The sequence below is a fragment of the Halalkalibacter sp. HAAS-P014 genome, assembly GCF_056619965.1.
In genome coordinates this window covers 117,884-140,655 of the sequence record NZ_JBWQTV010000015.1, presented here as the reverse complement: position 1 = coordinate 140,655, position 22,772 = coordinate 117,884, and the positions used below count along the sequence as shown (strand labels likewise).

At 38.0% G+C, this 22,772-nt stretch carries 21 protein-coding genes; 3 read left to right on the top strand and 18 right to left on the bottom strand.

Annotated features, from left to right (window positions below; translation table 11 throughout):
* Positions 1-4: 4 nt before the first annotated feature.
* The 12 genes from AC1FXZ_RS12690 to lepA form a co-directional block, all read right to left on the bottom strand.
* The gene (locus AC1FXZ_RS12690; protein ID WP_480054159.1) at positions 5-502 is read right to left on the bottom strand and encodes a TRAP transporter small permease; all 498 of its coding nucleotides are present in this window, start codon (positions 500-502) and stop codon (positions 5-7) included.
* A gap of 31 nt (positions 503-533) precedes the next feature.
* Positions 534-1,562 carry a TRAP transporter substrate-binding protein gene (locus tag AC1FXZ_RS12685; protein ID WP_480054157.1) on the bottom strand — a complete coding sequence of 343 codons (1,029 nt, stop codon included), beginning with the start codon at positions 1,560-1,562 and terminating at the stop codon, positions 534-536.
* Positions 1,563-2,107: 545 nt separating this feature from the next.
* The gene (gene deoC / locus AC1FXZ_RS12680) at positions 2,108-2,782 is read right to left on the bottom strand and encodes a deoxyribose-phosphate aldolase (RefSeq protein WP_480054155.1); all 675 of its coding nucleotides are present in this window, start codon (positions 2,780-2,782) and stop codon (positions 2,108-2,110) included.
* 172 nt (positions 2,783-2,954) lie between these two features.
* Positions 2,955-4,304 (bottom strand): tRNA (N(6)-L-threonylcarbamoyladenosine(37)-C(2))-methylthiotransferase MtaB, encoded by a 1,350-nt coding sequence (gene mtaB, locus AC1FXZ_RS12675; RefSeq protein WP_480054153.1) that lies wholly within the window; start codon positions 4,302-4,304, stop codon positions 2,955-2,957.
* Positions 4,305-4,308: 4 nt separating this feature from the next.
* Positions 4,309-5,058: a 16S rRNA (uracil(1498)-N(3))-methyltransferase gene (locus AC1FXZ_RS12670; protein ID WP_480054151.1), complete on the bottom strand. Its 750-nt coding sequence runs from the start codon at positions 5,056-5,058 to the stop codon at positions 4,309-4,311.
* A 44-nt stretch (positions 5,059-5,102) separates the two neighbouring features.
* Positions 5,103-6,038 (bottom strand): 50S ribosomal protein L11 methyltransferase, encoded by a 936-nt coding sequence (gene prmA / locus AC1FXZ_RS12665; RefSeq protein ID WP_480054200.1) that lies wholly within the window; start codon positions 6,036-6,038, stop codon positions 5,103-5,105.
* A gap of 27 nt (positions 6,039-6,065) precedes the next feature.
* Complete coding sequence (gene dnaJ / locus AC1FXZ_RS12660) at positions 6,066-7,178, bottom strand: molecular chaperone DnaJ (RefSeq protein ID WP_480054149.1); 1,113 nt, start codon at positions 7,176-7,178, stop codon at positions 6,066-6,068.
* Positions 7,179-7,374: 196 nt separating this feature from the next.
* Positions 7,375-9,198, bottom strand: coding sequence for a molecular chaperone DnaK (dnaK, locus tag AC1FXZ_RS12655; protein ID WP_480054147.1), 1,824 nt, complete (start codon positions 9,196-9,198; stop codon positions 7,375-7,377).
* A 48-nt stretch (positions 9,199-9,246) separates the two neighbouring features.
* Positions 9,247-9,798, bottom strand: coding sequence for a nucleotide exchange factor GrpE (gene grpE, locus AC1FXZ_RS12650; RefSeq protein ID WP_480054145.1), 552 nt, complete (start codon positions 9,796-9,798; stop codon positions 9,247-9,249).
* Between the two features lie 90 nt (positions 9,799-9,888).
* The gene (gene hrcA / locus AC1FXZ_RS12645) at positions 9,889-10,920 is read right to left on the bottom strand and encodes a heat-inducible transcriptional repressor HrcA (RefSeq protein WP_480054143.1); all 1,032 of its coding nucleotides are present in this window, start codon (positions 10,918-10,920) and stop codon (positions 9,889-9,891) included.
* Between the two features lie 141 nt (positions 10,921-11,061).
* A complete protein-coding gene (gene hemW, locus AC1FXZ_RS12640) occupies positions 11,062-12,207 on the bottom strand; it encodes a radical SAM family heme chaperone HemW (RefSeq protein ID WP_480054141.1) in 1,146 nt (381 codons plus the stop codon).
* 166 nt (positions 12,208-12,373) lie between these two features.
* Positions 12,374-14,194, bottom strand: coding sequence for a translation elongation factor 4 (lepA, locus tag AC1FXZ_RS12635; protein ID WP_480054139.1), 1,821 nt, complete (start codon positions 14,192-14,194; stop codon positions 12,374-12,376).
* A gap of 217 nt (positions 14,195-14,411) precedes the next feature.
* Between lepA and AC1FXZ_RS12630 the strand changes: the two genes are divergently transcribed.
* Positions 14,412-14,690: a YjcZ family sporulation protein gene (locus AC1FXZ_RS12630; protein ID WP_480054137.1), complete on the top strand. Its 279-nt coding sequence runs from the start codon at positions 14,412-14,414 to the stop codon at positions 14,688-14,690.
* Between the two features lie 92 nt (positions 14,691-14,782).
* Here AC1FXZ_RS12630 and AC1FXZ_RS12625 read toward each other — a convergent pair whose 3' ends face one another.
* The 3 genes from AC1FXZ_RS12625 to gpr all read right to left on the bottom strand — a co-directional run bounded on the left by AC1FXZ_RS12625 (position 14,783) and on the right by gpr (position 17,632).
* Complete coding sequence (locus AC1FXZ_RS12625) at positions 14,783-15,115, bottom strand: DUF3679 domain-containing protein (protein WP_480054135.1); 333 nt, start codon at positions 15,113-15,115, stop codon at positions 14,783-14,785.
* 25 nt (positions 15,116-15,140) lie between these two features.
* A complete protein-coding gene (gene spoIIP / locus AC1FXZ_RS12620) occupies positions 15,141-16,301 on the bottom strand; it encodes a stage II sporulation protein P (protein WP_480054134.1) in 1,161 nt (386 codons plus the stop codon).
* A gap of 212 nt (positions 16,302-16,513) precedes the next feature.
* Positions 16,514-17,632 carry a GPR endopeptidase gene (gpr, locus tag AC1FXZ_RS12615; RefSeq protein ID WP_480054132.1) on the bottom strand — a complete coding sequence of 373 codons (1,119 nt, stop codon included), beginning with the start codon at positions 17,630-17,632 and terminating at the stop codon, positions 16,514-16,516.
* Between the two features lie 220 nt (positions 17,633-17,852).
* Between gpr and rpsT the strand changes: the two genes are divergently transcribed.
* A complete protein-coding gene (gene rpsT, locus AC1FXZ_RS12610) occupies positions 17,853-18,119 on the top strand; it encodes a 30S ribosomal protein S20 (protein WP_480054130.1) in 267 nt (88 codons plus the stop codon).
* A gap of 38 nt (positions 18,120-18,157) precedes the next feature.
* Here rpsT and holA read toward each other — a convergent pair whose 3' ends face one another.
* Complete coding sequence (gene holA / locus AC1FXZ_RS12605) at positions 18,158-19,183, bottom strand: DNA polymerase III subunit delta (protein ID WP_480054128.1); 1,026 nt, start codon at positions 19,181-19,183, stop codon at positions 18,158-18,160.
* A 403-nt stretch (positions 19,184-19,586) separates the two neighbouring features.
* Here holA and AC1FXZ_RS12600 point away from each other — a divergent pair, with 403 nt between their 5' ends.
* Entirely contained in the window at positions 19,587-19,721 is a 135-nt protein-coding gene (locus tag AC1FXZ_RS12600) for a YqzM family protein (protein ID WP_480054126.1), read from the top strand.
* Positions 19,722-19,807: 86 nt separating this feature from the next.
* On the opposite strand, the gene AC1FXZ_RS12595 is transcribed toward AC1FXZ_RS12600, so the two are convergent.
* Entirely contained in the window at positions 19,808-22,129 is a 2,322-nt protein-coding gene (locus AC1FXZ_RS12595) for a DNA internalization-related competence protein ComEC/Rec2 (RefSeq protein ID WP_480054124.1), read from the bottom strand.
* Positions 22,130-22,708 (bottom strand): ComE operon protein 2, encoded by a 579-nt coding sequence (locus AC1FXZ_RS12590; protein ID WP_480054122.1) that lies wholly within the window; start codon positions 22,706-22,708, stop codon positions 22,130-22,132.
* Positions 22,709-22,772 lie beyond the last annotated feature (64 nt).

Here is a 22,772-nt window from a genome sequence, read left to right as displayed (position 1 = left end):
AAGTCTAATTCTTCAGATAATATCTAATGTTATCTAGTATAAAAATAACCATGACACACAACGAGATCGGAAACATTGAATATGGAACCCATAAAGGAATTCTTAATGCTGACGATGTAGCGTTCATTACATTACTAGATGTTAGCCATTCGAATCCATAATAGAGCAGAATCCCTGTGAAAAGTAAGATGCCACATTGCAGTAAGATTTGAACAACCTTGTAATAGATTGGCGAAAACTTATCTATAAGAAAGGTAACAGCTACCATCTCTCTTTTTCTAATTCCTAGACTAGCACCTAAAAATGTAACCCAAATTAAAAGAAAAAGAGCGATTTCATCAGTACCTACAATGGGGCTCTTAAGAACGTAGCGATAAAAAACATTGATGACCATGATGAGGCTCATAGCCCCAACACTGATCATCACAACGTATTCAACAATTTTCACAAGAGTATTAATGATTCGATCAAGGATACTTTTTTCTGTGGAAATACTCTCCATATGTTAAAATCCTTTCTTTATCAAAAAGTAATTACTGATTTGAATCAGTTGCTTCAAAAGCTTCGTCTACGAATTTCTTAATCAGATCACTTTGACTTGTGTACTTTTCATGAAACTCTTCCCCTTTTTCGATCAAAAGTTCTCCTTCTTGAAATTCATGAATCTCTCCACCAAGTTCAATAAGGTCATTAAGATTACTTTCTTCTCTCTCTAGGTTTATTTCATGATTATGATTAATCGCTACTTCTATTGCATCTTGTATCATCTGTTGATCTTCTTCTGACAAGCTAGCCCACTTGTTATCATTAACCAAGATCCCTACAGGAATAGCTTGTGGAAAAGGAGTATAGTATTCTCCAATTTCATATAAAGATTGAGCCAATGTAATTTCTAAATCATTCACATATGCATCTACAACACCTGTTTGGAATGATGTATATAATTCCGGCATTGGAATTGGCGTTGGACTAACACCTAAATGCTCCCACCAATCAATAATTACAGGACTTGGCAATACTCGTACGGCCTTCCCATTTAAATCGCTCATATTCGTGAATGGCTGATCCTTTGTAACAACATAATTCATTCCACCAAACCAATAACCTAACCCTTTTACTTGGTCTAACGATTCAAATAGTTCCATTGCAGCTTGAGTCTCTGCTACTGCGAAAGCATCACCGTGATTGTAAATAATATTTGGTAGATACCAAGCTGAAAAATCATTTGAATGATTTGTAAGTTCTCCAACTGTTAACATCGCAATATCAATAGATCCAGTCTGTAATTGTTGATACATATCCGACTCATTTCCTAGTGTTGCTTGTGGATATATATCAAGTTCGATACGTCCATCTGACCTTTCAGCTAGTTCTTCATTTAATACTAGTGCACTTTGATTAATAACATTTTGTTCAGGTAACATATGTCCTACTTTTAAAACAATTTTACTTTCACCACTAGAATCAGCATCACCGCTATCTACACTTGCCCCGCTTGAACACCCAATCATCACAACTACTAATAAAAATATTATTGAAGCAAAACTAATTTTTGTTTTCAATCTAAACTCCCCCTTGAACTTTTTTTGTGAATATTGAAATTTTTCAAACTAAACTTTCACCTCCAACCCTCCTTTCTAGAATAAATTCACACAAACCACAGAAAACGCTTACAATACATTCCCAATAAAAAATCGATATATTTCGACTACCTTTCATAGTTTGCTAGTGATTGTTTCGTTTATTGTATTTTATTACATCCCTTATATTCCACCTACATTTTATATTAAAAAGTGATCATTTTTTACTACATATTGTTTTATTGACAAGCAACAACTAAATTAGAATCAATCATATAATAGAATAAATAACACTTAAGTATAGCAAAACTGATAAAATCAATTCGCCGAAAGTATTTTGTGAATAATGACTTAAAGCGTTTTCATTGATTTGTCATCCACTTTTTCGCCATCCCAAATCCTCTGTAGACTACGATTATTGACTGACCTTAACTTTATTCCACTATTAATAGTCCCTGCCTCTTTAGACAGGGACTACTATTGTCATATAATTTTACATATCTATCTTATGATCGCTTGCTATACACCTAATAATCGGTAGTCGCTTTTTCTCCATTTACAATTGAAACGCCAGCACTTGCACCGATACGTGTTGCACCAGCTTCAACCATTGCTTTCGCTCCTGCAAGATCACGCACTCCCCCAGAAGCTTTAACACCAATGTCAGGACCCACTGTCTTACGCATTAGCGCAATATCTTCAACCGTTGCACCACCTGTAGAAAACCCAGTTGATGTTTTTACATAGTCTGCTCCCGCTTTCACAGCTAGCTGGCATGCACGTACTTTCTCTTCATCTGATAATAAACTAGTCTCAATAATCACTTTTGTCAAAGCTTTACCTTTAGCTGCATCAACAACAGATCGAATATCTCTTTCGACGAGCTCATCATTATGATCTTTCAGTGCCGCGATATTGATGACCATGTCTACTTCCGTAGCACCGTTTTCAATCGCATCAACAGTTTCAAATCGCTTTACTTCTGGAGTTGAAGCTCCAAGAGGGAACCCAATTACTGTACAGACCTCAACTCCCTCAGCATCACGTAATAGCTCTGCTGCAAGCTTTACCCATGTAGGATTTACACAGACAGAAGCAAACTGATATTCCTTCGCCTCTGCACATAATGTTTTAATTTGTTCGATCGACGTTTCTGGCTTAAGTGCTGTATGGTCAATAAGTTTTGCAATTGTATTATTCAATTTTAAACATCCTCTCTTTATATAAGTTGTCCGTACCTCTTATAGAGTAGCATAGAAAAGCAGTTATGACGAGCGTAATTATATGTTTAGTATGATAGATATTTGAGGACTTTAACCACTGTTCATTAAAATTCAAAAAAAAAAAGACCCAAGCTCTCACTCAGGTCCTACATTATCCATTCACAACTTCTTTATTCGTTATATCTTCTAAAACTCGCACAAATTCGCCTTCATTATAAGGATACCCAGCTTTTGTAATTTTCACCTTTACAAGTTTCCCAATCATATCTTCAGTAGCCGGAACTTTTACTTTTAAGTAATTATCAGTATACCCAATGAATAACCCGCTCTCTTTGTTATCCTTATCACGTTCTTCTGGAATAATTTCGAGTACCTCACCTTCAAACTTTGAAGCATACTCCTTCGCAAGTTGATTAGATAATTCAATAAGACGGTGGACTCTCTCATTTTTCACTTCTTCATCGACTTGATCTTCCATACGTGCGGCCGGTGTTCCAGTACGTTTAGAATATGGGAAAACGTGGAGCTCACTAAATTTGTGCTTTGAAATAAAATCAAACGTTTCCTGAAATTCCTCATCCGTTTCACCAGGGAAACCTACGATAACATCAGAGGTCACTGCAAGGCCTGGCAACACTTTTTTTAGTCGATCTAGGCGTTCTCCAAAGAACTCCATTGTATACTTACGACGCATACGTTTAAGCACCGTGTTCGAACCAGACTGAAGTGGAATATGCAAATGACGTACTACTTTAGAAGAACGATCAATTACATTAATTACTTCATCAGTGAGCTGACTAGCCTCGATTGAAGAGATACGAATACGTTTCAGCCCTTCTACTTTTTCTAAGTCCTCAAGCAAACGAGCAAGACTATAATCTTTTAGGTCTTCTCCATAACCACCAGTATGAATACCCGTTAATACAATCTCTTTATAACCTGCTTGTACGAGTTGCTCAGCTTGTATAATAACTTCTTTAGGATCACGTGAACGCATAAGACCACGTGCCCATGGAATAATACAAAACGTACAGAAGTTATTACAGCCTTCCTGAATTTTAAGCGACGCACGCGTACGGTCTGTAAATGTCGGCACATCAAGCTCTTCGTATACTCGTGATTTCATAATATTCCCGACCCCATTGATCGGTTCACGTTTGAGCTTGTACTCCTCGATATACTCTAGCATTTTCACACGATCTTGTGTCCCTACAACAATGTCGACTCCAGGAATGGCCATAATTTCAGCAGGTGACGTTTGCGCATAGCAACCTGTTACACAAATGACAGCATCAGGATTTTTACGGATCGCACGGCGAATGACTTGTCGGCTCTTTTTATCACCTGTATTTGTAACAGTACATGTATTAATAACATAAACATCAGAAGTCGCTTCAAATTCTACCTTTTCATAACCTTCATTTTGAAACAACTGCCAAATTGCTTCTGTCTCATAATGATTTACTTTACAACCTAATGTATGAAATGCAACAGTAGGCATACCTTCACCTCATTAATTCGAAATGATACGAAATTACAGCAAGCGCATAAAGGGATGCTGTTTCCGTACGTAAAATTCGTGGACCAAGTCCACAGACAATCGCACCTGCACTAGTTAACTGGTCAACCTCTTCTTCTGTTAGACCACCTTCTGGGCCAATAATAAGTAAGACAGATTGACCGGGAGATAATTGCGCTAACACTTGTGCTAACTGAGCTTTCTCTCCAGCTTTTGCTGACTCTTCGTATGCTACTATCACAGCATCGTAAGAAGAAATCAGTTTTTTCATCTCTAAAAAAGTGTGAACATGGCTCACAGTTGGAATACGTTCTCTATAAGACTGTTCAGCTGCCTCTTTCACAATTTTTTCCAATCGCTCAATTTTCTTCCCTGCTTTCTTTTGATCCCATTTAACAATCGATCGTGTGGCAGTAAACGGAAGAAATTTCGAAGCGCCAAGTTCAGTCCCCTTTTGAATAATAAGATCGAGCTTATCACCTTTAGGAAGACCTTGCGCTATTGTAACTTGAACAGGGAGTTCCGTATTCGGGTCTAATTCCTCGAATATATTAGCAACTATTTCTGTTTCTGTTTGGTTAGAGATCACACATTTAACCGTTCGCGATTCATTATTACTGCAGATGATTTCATCACCAATGCCCATTCTCATCACTTTTGTAATGTGCTTTACATCCTCTGTGATATGGACTTTACTCTCTGTCATTTGCTCTTTCGCAACAAAGTATCGTTGCATCTTCATCGTCCTCACTATGGAATTTAGTTAATTAAAATTAACTTTTACGCTTTCTTTGCAATAATCGCTACCCAATCATCCATCTCAACAACTTCTTCTATAATAAATCCCCCATTAATTAGAGCATCTTTCACTTCTTGTTTCTTGCGTTGGATGATACCTGAGGTAATATATGTCCCATTTGGTTTAAGAACCGCTGCCGCATCTTGAACAAAACGCACAATTACTTCTGCTAAAATGTTTGCAACGACAATATCATATGTTTCTGATATATTTTCAAGTAAATTATTTTGTTTGACCGATACGACATTGTCAACATGATTGAGTCTTACATTTAATGCAGCACTCTCTACAGCAACGAAATCAAGATCAAGTGCTAGGATGCTTTTCGCTCCTAATTTTGCCGCAGCGATACTTAATACTCCTGAGCCTGTACCAACATCAACAATCTTTTCTCCACCCTGAACCACCTTATCCAAAGCTTGTATACAAAGGACAGTAGTTGGGTGCGTTCCTGTTCCAAAAGCCATACCTGGATCAAGTTCAATCACCGTCTCCTCGTCAGAAGGCTCATATTGTTCCCATGTTGGAGTTATCGTAATTGAGCTAGAAACTTTCACAGGCTTATAGTATTTTTTCCATGCATTAGCCCACTCTTCCTCATGCACTTCTCCAACCTGTACTTTATTATGACCAAGATCAATGTCATACATAAGTAGACCATTAATAGATTCTTTAATCCCATCTATCGTTTCTGCTAAAAAGCTATTAACAGGAAAATATGCTTTAATAATAACCCCTTCTTCAGGATAATCATCAGGCGAGAGTTGATAGATCTCATTAAAACGATCGCCCCATTCTTGAATCAAATCAATGGGATCTTCAATTACGACTCCACTTGCCCCAGCTTCATGCAAAATATTACAGACTGGCTCAACCGCTTCCTCTGTCGTATGAATACTAAACTCCGACCATTTCATCATTACTACCAACTCCACCCTTATTTGTTAGTCTCCTTTAAAAGCCCTTCTTACCTTTGCGAAAAAACTATCATTTTGTTCATCCGGTTTACCACCCGTCATCTGAGCAAACTCACGGATTAAATCTTTCTCTTTCTCAGTTAAATCTTTTGGTGTTACGACACGAACTTTAACATGTTGGTCCCCTTGGCCACGACCATGAACATTCGGTACACCTTTGCCACGCAAGCGGAAGTTTGTACCTGTTTGAGTACCTGCCGGGATTTTTAATTTCACTTTCCCATTTAACGTCGGTACTTCAATTTCATCGCCTAATGCAACTTGAGCAAACGTAAGTGGCATTTCACAGTAGATGTCATCACCTTCACGTTCAAAAAACTCATGTGTTTTCACATTAAAGACTACGTATAGATCACCTGAAGGTCCCCCATTGACACCAGCTTCCCCTTGACCAGACACTCTAAGTTGTTGACCATGATCAATACCAGCAGGAACCTTAACACTGATTTTTTTGCGTTTACGAACTTTTCCTTTTCCACCACATGTCGTACACTTATTTTTAATCAATTTACCTGTACCATCACAATGATGACAAACCCGGCGATTTACAACACGACCGAACGGTGTATTTTGCTCAACATTTAACTGTCCTGAGCCTCCACAATGTGAACACGTTTCTGGTTTTGTGCCAGGTTTTGCTCCTGAGCCCGTACATGTTTGACATGTTTCTTCACGAGGAATTTCAATTTCTGTATCTTTACCAAATACAGCTTCTTTAAATTCAAGCGTCATCGTATATTGAAGATCAGCACCTTGACGTGGGGCATTCGGATTACGGCGCCCACCACCACCAAAGAACATATCAAAGATGTCACCAAATCCTCCACCAAAGTCACCCGCTCCTCCACCAAAGCCCTGATTGGGATCAGTGTGGCCAAATTGATCATAATGAGATTTCTTTTGTGGGTCACTCAACGTATCATATGCCTCTTTAACTTCTTTAAACTTCTCCGTAGCGTCAGCTTCTTTATTAACATCTGGGTGATATTTACGCGCCAATTTGCGGTACGCTTTTTTCACTTCATCGACAGATGCATTTTGATCGACACCAAGGACTTCATAGTAATCTCGTTTACTCATGTCATCCACTCCCGACTCTATTCCATAACGTTCATCTTATCTCATCTTGTCATTGTCTGCAAGATTTCACTTCGAAGAACCGTTACCTCTTTTTGGTTATCTTCGTAGAAAAAGTCAAAGTCATTTTACTCTGACTTTGACTTTTCTACATTCCATCCTAATAACTAACTTGCTTGTTCATTATTAGTTCAAACAATTATTTTTTCTCTTCTTCTTTAACTTCCTCATACTCAGCATCAACTACATTATCGTCAGCTTGCTCTTGAGTTGCATTTGCACCTTCAGCAGCTTGAGCTGCTTGCTCATACATTTTTGTTGAAAGTGCCATAACGATTTCTTGAAGCTCATCTTTAGCTGTGCGGATTTCATCAATATTATCTGATTCAATTGCTTGCTTCAACTTATCTTTTGCAGCTTCAGCTTTATCTTTTTCTTCTTGTTCAACATTATCGCCAAGGTCTTTGAGCGTTTTTTCAGTTGTGAATACAAGCTGGTCTGCTTCATTACGAAGTTCAACCTCTTCACGACGCTTCTTATCTTCTTCAGCGTTCGCTTCAGCATCTTTTACCATTTTATCGATCTCGTCATCAGATAAACCAGAGGACGATGTAATAGTAATAGATTGCTCTTTATTCGTACCTAAGTCTTTCGCCTTAACATTTACAATACCATTAGCATCGATATCAAATGTTACTTCAATTTGTGGTACACCACGTGGTGCTGGTGGAATATCCGTTAATTGGAAGCGACCAAGCGTTTTGTTGTAAGCAGCCATTTCACGCTCACCTTGAAGAACATGGATATCAACAGATGGCTGGTTATCCGCTGCTGTAGAGAACGTTTGAGATTTTGATGTAGGGATCGTTGTATTACGTTCAATTAACTTCGTGAATACGCCACCCATTGTCTCAATACCTAGTGAAAGTGGTGTTACATCAAGAAGAACAACGTCTTTAACATCCCCTGTTAAGACACCCGCCTGAACAGCCGCCCCAAGTGCAACTACTTCATCTGGGTTTACGCCTTTATGAGGGTCTTTTCCTGTTAATTTTTTAATCTCTTCTTGAACTGCAGGAATACGAGTCGATCCACCAACAAGGACAACTTTATCAATTTCACTAGCTGAAAGACCAGCATCAGAAAGTGCACGGCGAGTTGGTGTTAGTGTACGCTCTACTAAGTCAGCTGAAAGCTCTTCAAATTTAGCACGGCTTAAATTAAGTTCTAAGTGCTTAGGTCCCGTTGCATCCGCTGTGATAAACGGTAGAGAAATTTGTGTTTGCGTTACGCCAGAAAGATCTTTTTTCGCTTTTTCAGCTGCATCTTTCAAACGTTGCACTGCCATTTTATCTTGAGATAGATCAATTCCATTATCTTTCTTGAATTGCTCTACTAAGTAATCGATAATGACTTGGTCGAAGTCGTCTCCACCAAGCTTGTTGTCACCAGAAGTTGCTTTAACTTCAAAGAAACCATCGCCTAGTTCAAGGATCGACACGTCAAACGTACCACCACCCAAGTCATAGACAAGAATTGTTTGATCTTCTTCTTTTTCTAAACCATAAGCAAGTGCTGCTGCTGTTGGCTCATTGACAATACGCTCTACTTCAAGACCAGCGATCTTCCCAGCATCTTTTGTAGCTTGACGTTGTGAATCATTAAAGTATGCCGGAACAGTAATGACAGCCTTTGTTACTGTTTCACCAAGATAAGCTTCAGCATCAGATTTCAATTTTTGCAAGATAATAGCTGAGAGTTCTTGAGGTGTGTAATCTTTTCCTTCAACTGTTTCCTTATAGTCTGTTCCCATATGACGCTTAATTGAAATGATCGTATTCGGATTTGTAATTGCTTGACGTTTAGCCACCTCACCGACAAGACGCTCACCATCTTTAAATGCCACAACAGATGGCGTTGTACGGTTACCTTCAGGGTTCGGGATAACAGTTGCTTCTCCACCTTCCATGACAGCAACGCAAGAGTTAGTAGTACCTAAATCAATACCAATGATTTTACTCATGACTCAATTCCTCCAATTCAACAATTTTTCGTTCATATATGTAAAGGATTACGCATTCACTTTGACCATTGATGGTCTCAGTACACGATCCTTTAATTTATATCCTTTTTGTAGTTCCTCTACAATTTGATTTGACTCATATCCCTCTTCTTCAACCTGCATAACAGCTTGATGTAAATGAGGGTCAAAAGTTTGACCAACAGCCTCAATTACTTCTACACCTTCACTTTTTAATGCATCTTGGAATTGGCGATAAATCATTTCCATTCCTTGAAGTAAAGACTTTGCTTCTTCTACTTCAGGTTCAACAAGTAGGGCACGCTCAAAGTTATCAATTACTGGCAGTAATGCCTCAATAACACTTTGAGCTCTATATTTTGCAGCCGCTTCTTTTTCTTCACGAGAACGGCGACGGAAATTATCATAATCTGCTTGAACTCTAAGAAGACGATCATTTAGGTTACTAATCTCAGCAAGTTGTTCTTCTTCTTTTGTTAATTCAACCTCTTTCTCAGGTTGTTCATTGTTCTGATCAACATTATCCTCAGCAACCACTTCTTCTTCCACCGTTTGTGTTTCTTTTTCTGTCAACTCGTTCACCTCCTAGTAAAATAAACTATAATAAATCTATGTAGTATGACAATTAGTTATTGAAGTAACCTTCATAACTAATTGTCAATATTACCATTTTTATCCTTGTTGATACAAGTTTGTTAATAGCTTTGTTAAATCTTTTGATAACGTATCGACAACACCTATTACTCTACGATACTCCATACGTGTAGGTCCCAAAATCCCAATAGTCCCCATATGTTTCCCACTGATTGAGTAAGAGGCTGTTATTAAGCTACAATTATCAAACGCTTCAAGCTTGTTTTCTTGGCCAATCTTCACTTGAATGCCATTATGGGGAGAACGAAGAATCTGATGCATTGTCTTATCTTCTTCTAACATGTTAAGAAGCATACGAACTTTATCGATGTCTCTAAACTCTGGTTGGGATAAAATATTTGTTTTTCCACTATAGAAAACTTTTTCATCCTTCTCGATATCTAAAGACGGGACTAACATTTGTAATATATGTTCGTAATTACGGACATGATTTCGAAGGACATTTTTAACTTCAGAATCCATAGTTTCTCTAAGTTTATAGAGTGGAACACCCATTAAGCGTTCATTTAGAATATTGACAGTGCGCTCTAGATCAGCAGGCTCAATTGAAGCAGGCACAGCGATCGTTTGATTTTCAACATGCCCTGTATCCGTAACGAGAATAAGAATCGCAGAACCCTTACTCAAAGGAATAATTTGAATGTTCCTTAAAGTAGTTTCAAACATCTCAGGACCAAGGACAAGAGAAATATAACTTGTCATATTCGACAATACTCGCGCTGAGTGTTGAATCACTTCTTCAACTTCTTGAATCCGTTCATTAAAAATAGAACGAATATCAAGCTCTTCATCAGCGGTTAAATGATGAGGAATCACAAGATTATCGACATAATAACGATAGCCCTTTTGAGACGGGATACGCCCAGCTGAGCTATGTGGTTTTTCCAAGAACCCTAACTCTTCAAGGTCAGCCATATCATTTCGAATAGTGGCAGGACTAAATGTAATATCATCTCTTTTAGAGATACTTCTAGAACCAACCGGCTCTGCAGAACGGATATAATCATCAACAATAGCATGCAGAATCAACAATTGTCTGTCTGTTAACATCCCCTCATCACCTCTGTTAGCACTCACTGCATTCGAGTGCTAAATCTAATGCTAAATTACCAAATCGACTGAGGTTTGTCAATGATTAAGAACTTATCTCTTCAAAATCAGACATAAAATCATTTTCTCCATTGACTATGATTATTCATCTAAAACAGCAATAAATTGTTCAAACACCTCATTTCCAAGAAGCAACCCTTTTTCTGTTAATTGAACATGATTTTCTTTAAGTTTTATTAAATTACGAGCTTGGAGCAGCTCTATTTGTTCACCAAAACAATCCATGAGCTTTCGTCCATATAGTTGTTCAAATAAACCTAGGTCTACACCTTCACGTTTTCTAAGTCCCATAAACATAGCTTCTTCAATTCGCTCAACAGGGCTAACCTTATGCTGCATGAGAGTTGGCGCAACTCCTTGTCCAATCGCATTCAAATATTTAGGGAGAGGGCCATGGTTTTGATGACGAATACCATTAACATATCCATGAGCTCCAGCTCCAAAGCCATAGTACTCTTCGTTATTCCAGTAGATTAGATTATGTTTACTCTCAAAACCAGGCTTGGCAAAATTACTTATTTCATAATGGATAAATTCAGCATCTTTCGTTTTCTTTAAAAGACTTTCATACATCATCACTTCATCTTCCTCGGGAGGCAAAGTTAACTTACCTTGGCGTTGCCGATTGTAGAAAACTGTCTTTTCCTCAACCTTTAACGAATAAGCAGATAAATGCTCGACACCTAGAGAAATAGCTTCATTGATTGTTTGAGTAAACTGGAGTGGCGTTTGTTTTGGTAACCCAAACATTAAATCTAAAGAAATATTTGAAAAACCAGCCTGCCTACTTCTATCAATCGCATCAAATACACTTACTCTTGTATGAGTCCGACCAATTTCTTTAAGTAATCCTTCATGGAAAGTTTGAACTCCCATACTTAATCTATTTATTCCATACTTTTTCATAACGGCAAGCTTATCATCTTCAACACTGTCAGGGTTAATTTCAATTGTGTACTCTTCAACTTGGTCTATTGGAAGAATGTCACACATCCCTTTCAATAAAGTATCTAATTGTCGGGTTGTTAAAGCTGTGGGAGTACCTCCACCAATGTAAATCGTCTTTAAGCGTGAAGTAGGAGAAGCATCCATCGTGGTTTTCATTTCCTCTAATAATGCTTCGATATACTCATCAACCGGCTGATTTTTCAAGAAAACTTTATTAAAATCACAATAATGACAAATGTGCTCACAAAATGGAATATGAACATATGCTGCAGTAATCACAGTATTCCCCTCTTTTCCAATATCCGTATCTAAAGGTAAAGAGGTTGTCTCAAAGCTAAGTTCTGACCTCAAAAACAATACATTACACGCGTTACTATTAACACATACAATATACCGTCTCTTTAGCGTGAGCCTAACCCTTTTGAGACAACCTCTTTACTTATTGTTAATCGTCCATACGAAGAACTGCCATAAAGGCTTCTTGTGGTACTTCAACATTCCCTACGGACTTCATACGTTTCTTACCTTCCTTTTGTTTCTCAAGTAGCTTACGCTTACGAGAGATATCCCCTCCATAGCATTTAGCCAAAACATTTTTTCGGATTGCCTTAATCGTTGATCTCGCAATTATTTTCTGTCCGATACTCGCTTGAACAGGTACTTCAAATTGCTGGCGAGGGATTAACTCTTTTAGTTTTTCTACAATTATTTTTCCTCGTTCATAGGCAAAATCACGGTGAACAATAACAGATAAAGCATCGACTGTTTCACCATTAAGAAGAATATCCATTTTCACAAGTTTAGACACCTTATAACCGATAAGCTCATAGTCAAATGACGCATAACCCTTTGTATTTGATTTTAATTGATCAAAGAAGTCATAAACAATCTCAGACAAAGGAATTTCGTAAACAATTTGAACACGGTTTGCATCTAAGTATTGCATATCAATGAAAATGCCTCGTTTTCCTTGACACAGTTCCATAACAGCTCCAACGAAATCATTAGGAACCATAACCTGAGCTTTTACATAAGGCTCTTCAACAGAATCAATTTTTTGTGCGTCTGGCATATTTGACGGATTGTCAATTCTTACTTCATCCCCACCAGTTGTCATTACTCGATAAATAACACTTGGTGCCGTTGTAATTAAAGTAATACCAAACTCACGTTCAATTCGCTCTTGAATAATTTCCATATGAAGGAGCCCTAAGAAACCACACCGGAATCCAAATCCTAACGCTTGCGAAGTCTCTGGTTCGTATTGCAAAGAAGCATCGTTCAACTCAAGACGCTCTAAAGCCTCACGCAAATCGTTATACTCATTCGTGTCAATTGGATATAAACCACAATATACCATAGGGTTCATACGGCGATAACCCGGCAATGGCGCTGGAGCTGGGTTACCTGCACTTGTGATCGTGTCCCCTACACGCGTATCACCAACATTCTTAATTGCTGCTGACAAGAAACCTACATCTCCAACAGTTAATTCATCGCGTTTCTCTGCCTTAGGAGTGAATACTCCAATCTCATTTACCTCAAACTCTTTTCCTGTTGCCATCATTTTAATTTTTTGACCTGGTTTCACCGTACCTTCGACAATACGGATATACGCCACGACACCACGGTATGCATCATAAACCGAATCAAAAATTAATGCCTTCAACGGTGCTTCAGGATCTCCTGTTGGCGCAGGGACCTTCTGAACAACTTGCTCTAGGATGTCTTCAATACCAATTCCATTTTTTGCTGAAGCTAGTACAGCATCGGACGTATCTAGCCCTATTACATCTTCTACTTCTTGTTTCACACGTTCAGGCTCTGCACTTGGTAGATCAATCTTATTAACGACTGGTAAAATCTCTAAGTCATTATCAAGTGCCAAATAAACATTCGCCAGTGTCTGAGCTTCGATTCCTTGGGCCGCATCGACAATTAATAGTGCTCCTTCACAAGCAGCTAAACTTCGTGAAACCTCGTATGAAAAATCGACGTGCCCAGGTGTATCAATCAAGTGGAAGGTATATTCTTCGCCGTCTTTTGCTTTGTATGTAAGCTGAACAGCATTTAGTTTAATCGTTATTCCACGCTCTCGCTCTAAATCCATCGCATCGAGCGTTTGTTCTTTCATCTCACGTTCTGTTAATGCCCCCGTTTTTTCTAAAATACGGTCAGCGAGTGTTGATTTCCCGTGGTCAATATGAGCGATGATAGAAAAGTTCCGTATCTTCGCTTGGCGTGCTAGCCTTTGTTCTTTGTTCATGAAATGATCACTCCTACATTCTCGTACAAGTACACTATCTTTGATTATACCAATCGTTTTGGACTCAAGCAACAAAACAAATTGCAATAAAAAGCATGTTTTATTAGACAAACATATAATTTAGGCTTATCTAACTTAACAAAAGGAAGTAATAATATCTCACATTTCTTTTTATTGCATACAGTGAAAATATCTCGCAAGGAAAGGTGGTTTTTTCATGTTATTCTTTGATGGACCTATGACCGGCGCTACTCTAGGTGGAGGTGCAGGTGCTGCAGCAACACCTGATACTGGATATGGTTATGGCGCTGTTCCTACTGACTTTGGCTATGGTACTATGGCTGCTCCTACTACTGGATATGGTTGCTGTCCTCCGGTAGCTGGATATGGTTATGGAGCTCCTAAGTCCGGCCGTGGATTTGCGTTAATCGTTGTTTTATTTATTCTTTTAGTTATCATCGGTGCTTCTTGGGCCACACCATCTAAGGGTGTTTAAAAGGAAACTAAGGTATACAATGTTTTCATGTAAAAAGGTCTGATCCATTTTGAATCAGACCTTTTTATTCGCTTTTATCCAACTCTTTGTTACTACTCTGTACCTCCATTTAATACATCATCAACAAAAGACATGATTTGCGATAGGATCGAATGACTAACATAATGCATCCCATTTGCAATCGTATTGCCCAAATCCGAGAAAAAATTAAATCTCCCTATCTCTTCTACTTTTTGTTTCTTGTCTATTAATTCACTACTTTTTATTTCCGGATGTTTATTCTCTATTTCTCTTTCAGATTTCTCTACACTTAAAGGCTCTGGAATTGAGTTAGTCAGTTGCTCATTCATTTGTTGAACCCCAAACATTGCACCTAACAATAGCAGAAGTACAACTACGAAAACTCTGGATACGAGTTTTTTCACCTTCATCCTTCTCCCTTATATCGATCTACTCATTTTCTTCAAAGTAATATTCCGAGAAAACGTCTGCCATAGCCTCAGTGGAGCGATACGCTTCTTCTAAATGATTGTAGATACCACCTATCTCTATTAGAACTGAGTTTTTCGATAAATCTTGGTTAAATCTTCCGTTTGTCCCAGCCCCATCTTTAAAGATAACCCCCCTACTTAAGCCTGGGTACCTCTCTTCTAACAAATCATGAAGCTCAGTTGCTAGTTTCATATTATGTTCATAGTTATCATGCTTACCACCAATAACAAAAACCGTCCGTGCAAATTCTTCACCATTAATGGTTACGGTTGTTTTATCTCGTGGAATCGTATCTCTGTGTATATCAAAGAAAAATTCAAGGTCATTATTATTTTCCATAGCTTCTTTCACATATTCACGGGAGGCATCATAAGATTGGGCATATTGCCACCCCCGATTCACTAAATTTTCTTGAATATCACGCTCTTCTACTTCAGCTCCAATCCCACGTTTCTCAAGTTCTTGTGACAATTTCTCACCGACTAGCGTAATGTTTATTTGTCTATGAAAAGCCTCATTTGGCACATCTGTTTCTAACTCAGGAAGAAACGACTCTGTATTGTGCGAATGGATAATATGAACAACCTTTCTCCCATCAGTTGAATCTGGCGTTTGCTTCGCTTCTTTTTCCATCTCTTCTAATTTCGCTAAACTTTCTTGAGTCGCTTCACGTTCGGCCATAATAACATCCATTGGAGGAGCCGACTCAACTGGAAGAGTCGTATAATCAGTCCCTTCACCTGCTACGATAATTTGGCCGTCAAATAAAGCAAATCCTGGCAACTCTCTTCCTAATAAACTTCTAGGATCATCAGGATTTATATTTGTTGCTAATTGGAAAGCAAGATTAGAAATACTTGGTGGTTCGTGATCTTCCGGTAAGGCTTGTGTAAAGTATTTATTCTCCATCCCCAAAATATGAACAAAATCTTGGCCTTTAATACCATTTGCCCATTCATGCACTTGATCAGAAGCTAGTCCATATCCCGGTTCAAAGGATGTTAACATTCCAGTAAAAATAAATAATGCCATCATCCCGACAATTGTCATGACAATGATTTTTTTTAAGCTCGTCCGATTTATCGAAACAGTAAAACTACGGATTTGTTTCTTCTTCATGCCCTTCATCCCTTCTCCTTCTGTAAAATAGCTTGTACATTAAAAACTTGTCCAGTGCTGCATTGTAAAGGAGCTTCTCTAAAACTATTATGAACAAAGTAGATTAAATAGAACAAAAAATAGAACTGTCTCAACAGGTTAGTTTTTAACCTTTTGAGACAGTTCCTAGTAATAGTCAGAAAAGAGAAATCACTTATTTAGTGATAACCTCTTTAGTGAGTATAAGCTCCGACGTTTTCTTGATTTATTTTTTGATGGAGGGCTGCATTAAGACCAGCTGCTATTACATTGGCCATGTCGTCTATAAATACATCTACCTCTTTTGGCGTCACCATTAAATTATGCCCAAGAGGGGCTAGAACCTCACTTATTAGCTGACGTTTTTCTCCTTCTGGGAGGTTGCCAACCATCCCCATAATTGTTTCACGTTTTTGTTCATCAGGTAAATCATTATCCGTTAATTTTCTCTTTTCACCAAAAGTCATGCCAGCAGGAGCTAGCGAACGCGAAGGTGCATTACCTTCTTTCATTTCGCGACCGAAATGCTTTAATACGTAATCAATCGTATCGCTTGTTATTGAAACAGCATCTACAACAGTCGGAATCCCTACTGCTATCACCGGAATCCCCAAAGCATCTTTGCTAAGTTCTTTACGCTTATTTCCAACTCCACTGCCGGGATGTATTCCCGTATCTGATATTTGAATGGTTGCATTCACACGTTCGATGGAGCGTGATGCAAGGGCATCTATCGCAATTACAAAATCAGGCTTTGTTTTTTCAATAATTCCATATATCACGTCGCTCGTTTCAATCCCTGTTAACCCCATAACACCAGGTGTAACAGCACTTACAGAGCGAAATCCATCTTGTACTTGTTCTGGTGCTAACCTAAAAAGATGGCTCGTTACTAGTAAATTTTCTACAGCAATAGGACCAAGGGCATCAGGTGTCACGTTCCAATTTCCAAGCCCTACTACTAAACAACTGTCAGATTCCTTAATTCCAACTTCTTTCATAAACTTTGAAAATTCATTGGCAAAAACTCGTTCCATTTTTTCTTGAAGTTCTGTGTCTTTTTTTCGAATTCCTAACGATTCAAAAGTTAGATAATTCCCTGCTTTTTTCCCTAGTCTTTTCGCTCCAACTTCATCGATTGTTACTCGTGTGATTGTTACATCATCAATTGTTTCTTCATTTATTTGAACCCCACTAACCTCTTTGGGAGCTGTTCCTTTTGCTGCTTGTTCTTCTTCAAGCACTATTTGATGTGCTTCAACAGCTAAATCTGTTCGAACTTGGTACTGATCAAGGTTCAATTGTTCGCTCACTACACACACACTCCTCCATAAAATCTAATATAAAATTAGTTTTTCCGGCACTACGTCTTTTCATTCTCCTATTGCAATTATGTCTACTTTTTGATAGAATGCAATTTGTTGTATGAATGATGCGAAATGTATCAACGTACCTTAAAAAAGAAGCGAAACCGTTCATAAATAGATGGACTGGGATCAAACCTAAAAGATCATTTATTAGGAGGTGAATGATATGCCAAATATTAAATCTGCGATTAAACGCGTGAAAACGACTGACAAGCGTCGTGCTCAAAACATCGCTGTTAAGTCTGCTCTACGTACTGCTATTAAAAACTTTGAAGCAAAAGTAGAAGCTGGAGAAGTTGAAGTAGCTAAAACAGCTTTTTCTGATGTGACTAAAAAGCTTGATAAAGCAGCTAGCAAAGGTCTTATCCATAAAAATGCAGCATCTCGCCAAAAGTCTCGTCTTGCGAAAAAACTTAACGGCCTTTCTGCATAACACATAAAAAACACACGAATAAATTGTTCGTGTGTTTTTTATTTTTGCGCGCTTGCTAATTTCATTAGTAATAGTTCAACAGCTAAAACTTTATCCATTTTCCCAGATTTTATCGCATAATCTGCATCCGCTGAAGCTTCGAGCAATTGCAATAGTTTCGTATCATCAAACCGTTTTATTTGCTGAGTCGCTAACTTCACAACATAAGGATGCAACTTCAATTGAGAGGCAATCTGTTTAGGTGAATACGACCTGCGCATCATTTCTTTCACTTGGTAATATATACGTAACTGCCTGGCTATTAACGCTAGTAGTTTCAACGGCTCTTCTTTCTGTTTTAATAAATCATGATAAATAGTTAATGCCTTATCAAGTCGTTGTTTAACGGCATAATCAATCAATGCAAAAACATCTTGTTCTAAAGAACGCGCTACTAAAAGGTCAACAGTTTCACCATCAATTTCGCCATTACCTCCTACATATAGTGCAAGCTTTTCCATTTCAGAAGCAAGTAAAAGTAGCTTTGGTCCAACCCTTTCTAATAGCTTGTCCTTTCCTTCCGAAGTAAATACAACTCCTTTGGCATTAGCTTGATCATTCAACCATTCATTCAACATTTTTTCATCAAAGGGAGCACATTCAACAGCAGTTGTTTGTTGTTTTAACACTTTTGTTATTTTTTTTCGCTCATCTAACTTTTCATATGGTGCTAACAAAATCAAAATTGCTTCCGGTGAGGGATGTTCTATGTATTGCTGTAACTTGTTGAGATCATGATCAAGTTTTGTTTCTGTTTTTTGTGACGTGACCAGCGAAAAGTCCTTAACAATAACTATCTTTTTGCCACCAAAAAAGGGAATGGTTTCTACTTCTTCAACTGCAAGATCAAGCAATGTATCTTGCAAGCTAAAAGTTATAACATTCGGGTCATCGGAAGAACCAACTGTTTGGGTTATAATCGTAAACACAAGGTCTTCCATCAAGAAGTCCTGAGTACCATACATAAAATAAACAGGATTAATAACTCCTCTTTGTATTTCTTTTTTTATTTTTAAATACGACATATTTATCCCTCATTTCCCTTGCTTATTTTCCTTTTAATTAGGAATACTTGCAAGAGATATAATTATCCCTCCCTTAGGATAGACAATGATTTCTGAAATGACAAGAGAAAATGAAAAAGGGGCCTAGCCCCGTTAATGCCAGAGCCCCATTTATGATAAACGTCGTGACATAAGAACCCGGGATCTCTTACTCACGACGATAATCATGATCGCCTTGCATTATTTATAATATCCTATGCAAGCACAAACTATAGGTGACAACTCTTTACAGTCAAACCAATCTAACTAAATCATTTCTAACAATTTCTTGAACATGATGATTTTTACGAAAATGCACAAGAAATCGCCTAGCATTTTTTTAGCCCATCCCGTATACTTGAAGTTGTATAAGGAGGAGTGCCAGATGCATTTTGAAAAAGAAGTTCAATGTAAACGAAATGATGCGATCGATTCAGCTGTCGGGTTTATCGTTCCTTTTGGTTTCTTCGCAACAATTTTCATTGTCGCTACAATTGTTGATGTATTTAGTCAATTCTAAGAAATTGAATTTGACAGAAAGAGGATGGCTCAAGATAGGCTATTATAAGCTTAGTCTCTTAGAGCCATCCTCTTTGCTATCTAATATTACCTTTCTAATGCTGTTCTTATTTTCACCTTGCCATTTCTTACTATTAATTCAACAGCCCCATCTAAGTCACTTCGCCAAGTAGCAATGTTCGCTTCTTCTAACCGATCTATTACTTCCATATGTGGATGATTAAATCGATTATTACGCCCCACAGGGATCAAGACAATCTTAGGTTCTAACTGTTCTAGAAACGTCTCAGTCGTTGAAGTTCGACTTCCGTGATGTCCAGCTTTTAATACATCTACTTTTAAATGAGGATAGTTAGCCACCAACCTACGTTCTCCGTCTTCTTCTAAATCCCCTGTGAACAAAAAAGCAACCCCAAACAGCTTCATATAAAGTACAATAGATCTTGCATTCAAATCGGACTCCATTCCTACTGGAGATAATACAGAAAATTCAGTTTCTCCTTCTAACCAACTCATCCCTCTTTCCACAAACTGAATATGACTTCCATGCCCCACCAAACGACTCAACAGTTCACGCTCGAATTCCCCGTCAACCGGCCCTTTACTGTATAACACTTCTTCAATCGTAAACGACTCTCCTATAGCCTTAGCCCCACCGATATGATCGAAATGTCCATGTGTTAAGATTAAACGATCAATCTTTCTAATTCCACGAGACTTGAGTGCTGGTACGATAACATCTGAACCAACCTCAAAAGGTCTTTTTCTTATTCGCCACTCATCATTAAAAAAAGAGATAGTCCCACCTGTATCAATTAAGTAAATCGCTTTACGGTAAGGGAGTTCTATTAAAAAACTGTCACCTTGACCGACATCGATCATTGTTACTTTCGCTCTAGAGTCGACATAAGGCAGTACCAGTTGAATCATAAACACTAACCCGAGTAAAATAATTGGCTTTCTCCACCAAAACCAATCACCCTTTTCCCATTTCAAAAAACCATAACTAATACACGCATAAAAACAAAACATCAAGAAAATAGACGGTTTGCCAAGTATAAATGTAACACCTTTTAATTGGGACACCCGGATAAGCCAATCATGAATGACAGGTACTACTAACTCTAGAATCCTTAACGGGATATTATAAATAGTTGGCACAACAAAGGATAAAATAAAAGAAATAAAAGTTAGAGGTAGTACAACTAAGGTGATGAATGGGATATAAAGGATATTCAGTGGAATACTAAGAAGTGAGATTTCATACATCTGTTGTAGTAATATTGGGAACGAAAGAATTTGCGAAATGACGGTAATAGCTAATAGCTTCCCAACAGCAGACCGATAACGTAATTGTACTGTAGGTGCCGACAAAATCAGTCCAAATGAAACTAAGAAAGACAATTGAAAACCTAATTGAAAAATAACAAACGGATCAATTATGAGGTAACCAAGATAGACGGCAATGATGCCAAAAAGTGGTGGAATACGAGTTTTCATTCTCATAAAAATAAGAACAACCATTGCCATAATCGATGCTCGCACAACTGAAGGAGCTGCACCCGCAATGATAATATAGAATGGTAAGACTACAAGCAACCATTCGATCGAGCGCTCCCTTGTTATACCTATTTGTAGGAGCAGATAAAAAGTTGCCGTTACAATCATGCCTACATGTAATCCAGAAACTGCGAGTAAATGAATAACCCCAAGCCTCTGATATGCTTCTAGTAGTTCACCTTCCATCATCATTCTTTCACCAAATAACAGAGCACTCATAATCCCAACTAAATCCTGATTTATGTTTTGCTCGATTTGCTTTAATTGTTCCTGCCTCAAGCGATTAAGCTTCATGAAGAAGCCAAGATCATTAGTCGCACTACAATAAATCCCTGCTTGATCAGGACGAAAAATCCAAAAAATATTTTGCTCTTTTAAATAACGGTGATAATCAAATTGGCCAAAATTGGTTGGTGGCGACGGAGAAGAAAGTGTGCCACTAAATCTACATGTATCTCCCACATAAAGAAGTCGCATTTTTTCAACTTCACTTTCATCATAAAGATAAGCGTGTACTTGGATTTTTTCATTTTTATCAGTTATAAAGCGAAAAGACATAGAATCCCCGTCTATAACAGGAGTGGTTTGAATAGTTCCATAAAGGGTCTGGTCTCCTGCATGATAAGAGGTTGTTTGTTGATTAATAGCATATTCCCCAACAAAGTAATAAATCAGAAAGGTAAATGATACGAGCAAGAGCTTTTCCTTAAAAAGCTCCTGTCGATACAGACAAAACAAAAGAAATAAACTTACAGTAAAAGCATAAGGAATACTGGATCCGCGAAGGGATAAAAAGAGTCCTAGTGTAGCGGCAATAGGAAGGAGAGGCAAGAGGTGAAAAATGCTCACTCACCCCCTTAGAAAACTGTGTGTAAATAATGCGTTAGCTTGATCTCGTAATTTGTGAAGCTCTTCTGTTGGAGTACCTGCTTGTTCTAATTTATCTAGAAGTTCAGCAGTAAATTTCATTTTATCAATGTGATGTTGGTCAAGGCTCATCTCATCCAACTCTACTTGTAATACCTTAATACCTGCTTCATGGAACATTTCTTCTGCATATGGGTGATTCTTATAATCATTAGCGTAATAGACACTTTTAATTCCAGCTTGAATAATCGCCTTAGAGCAATGGACACAAGGAAAATGGGTGACGTAAATTTCTGATCCTTCAGTCGGAACTCCAAACTTAGCACATTGGAGGAGTGCATTCACCTCTGCGTGAATCGTTCGGATACAGTGATTATCCACGACATAACACCCATCATCAGAACAGTGCGCTCCACCTGATACCGATCCATTATATCCACCTGCAATAATTCGTTTCTCTCTTACTATTGTGGCACCAACCATAAGTCTTGTACATGTACTTCGCAATGCTAACAAATGACTCTGAGCCATAAAATATTGATCCCAAGAAATTCTTTGCACGTCTTTAGCCTCCTACATATTCTTATAGCTAGTTTAGAAAAAAGGAACTATTACGTCAATGCCA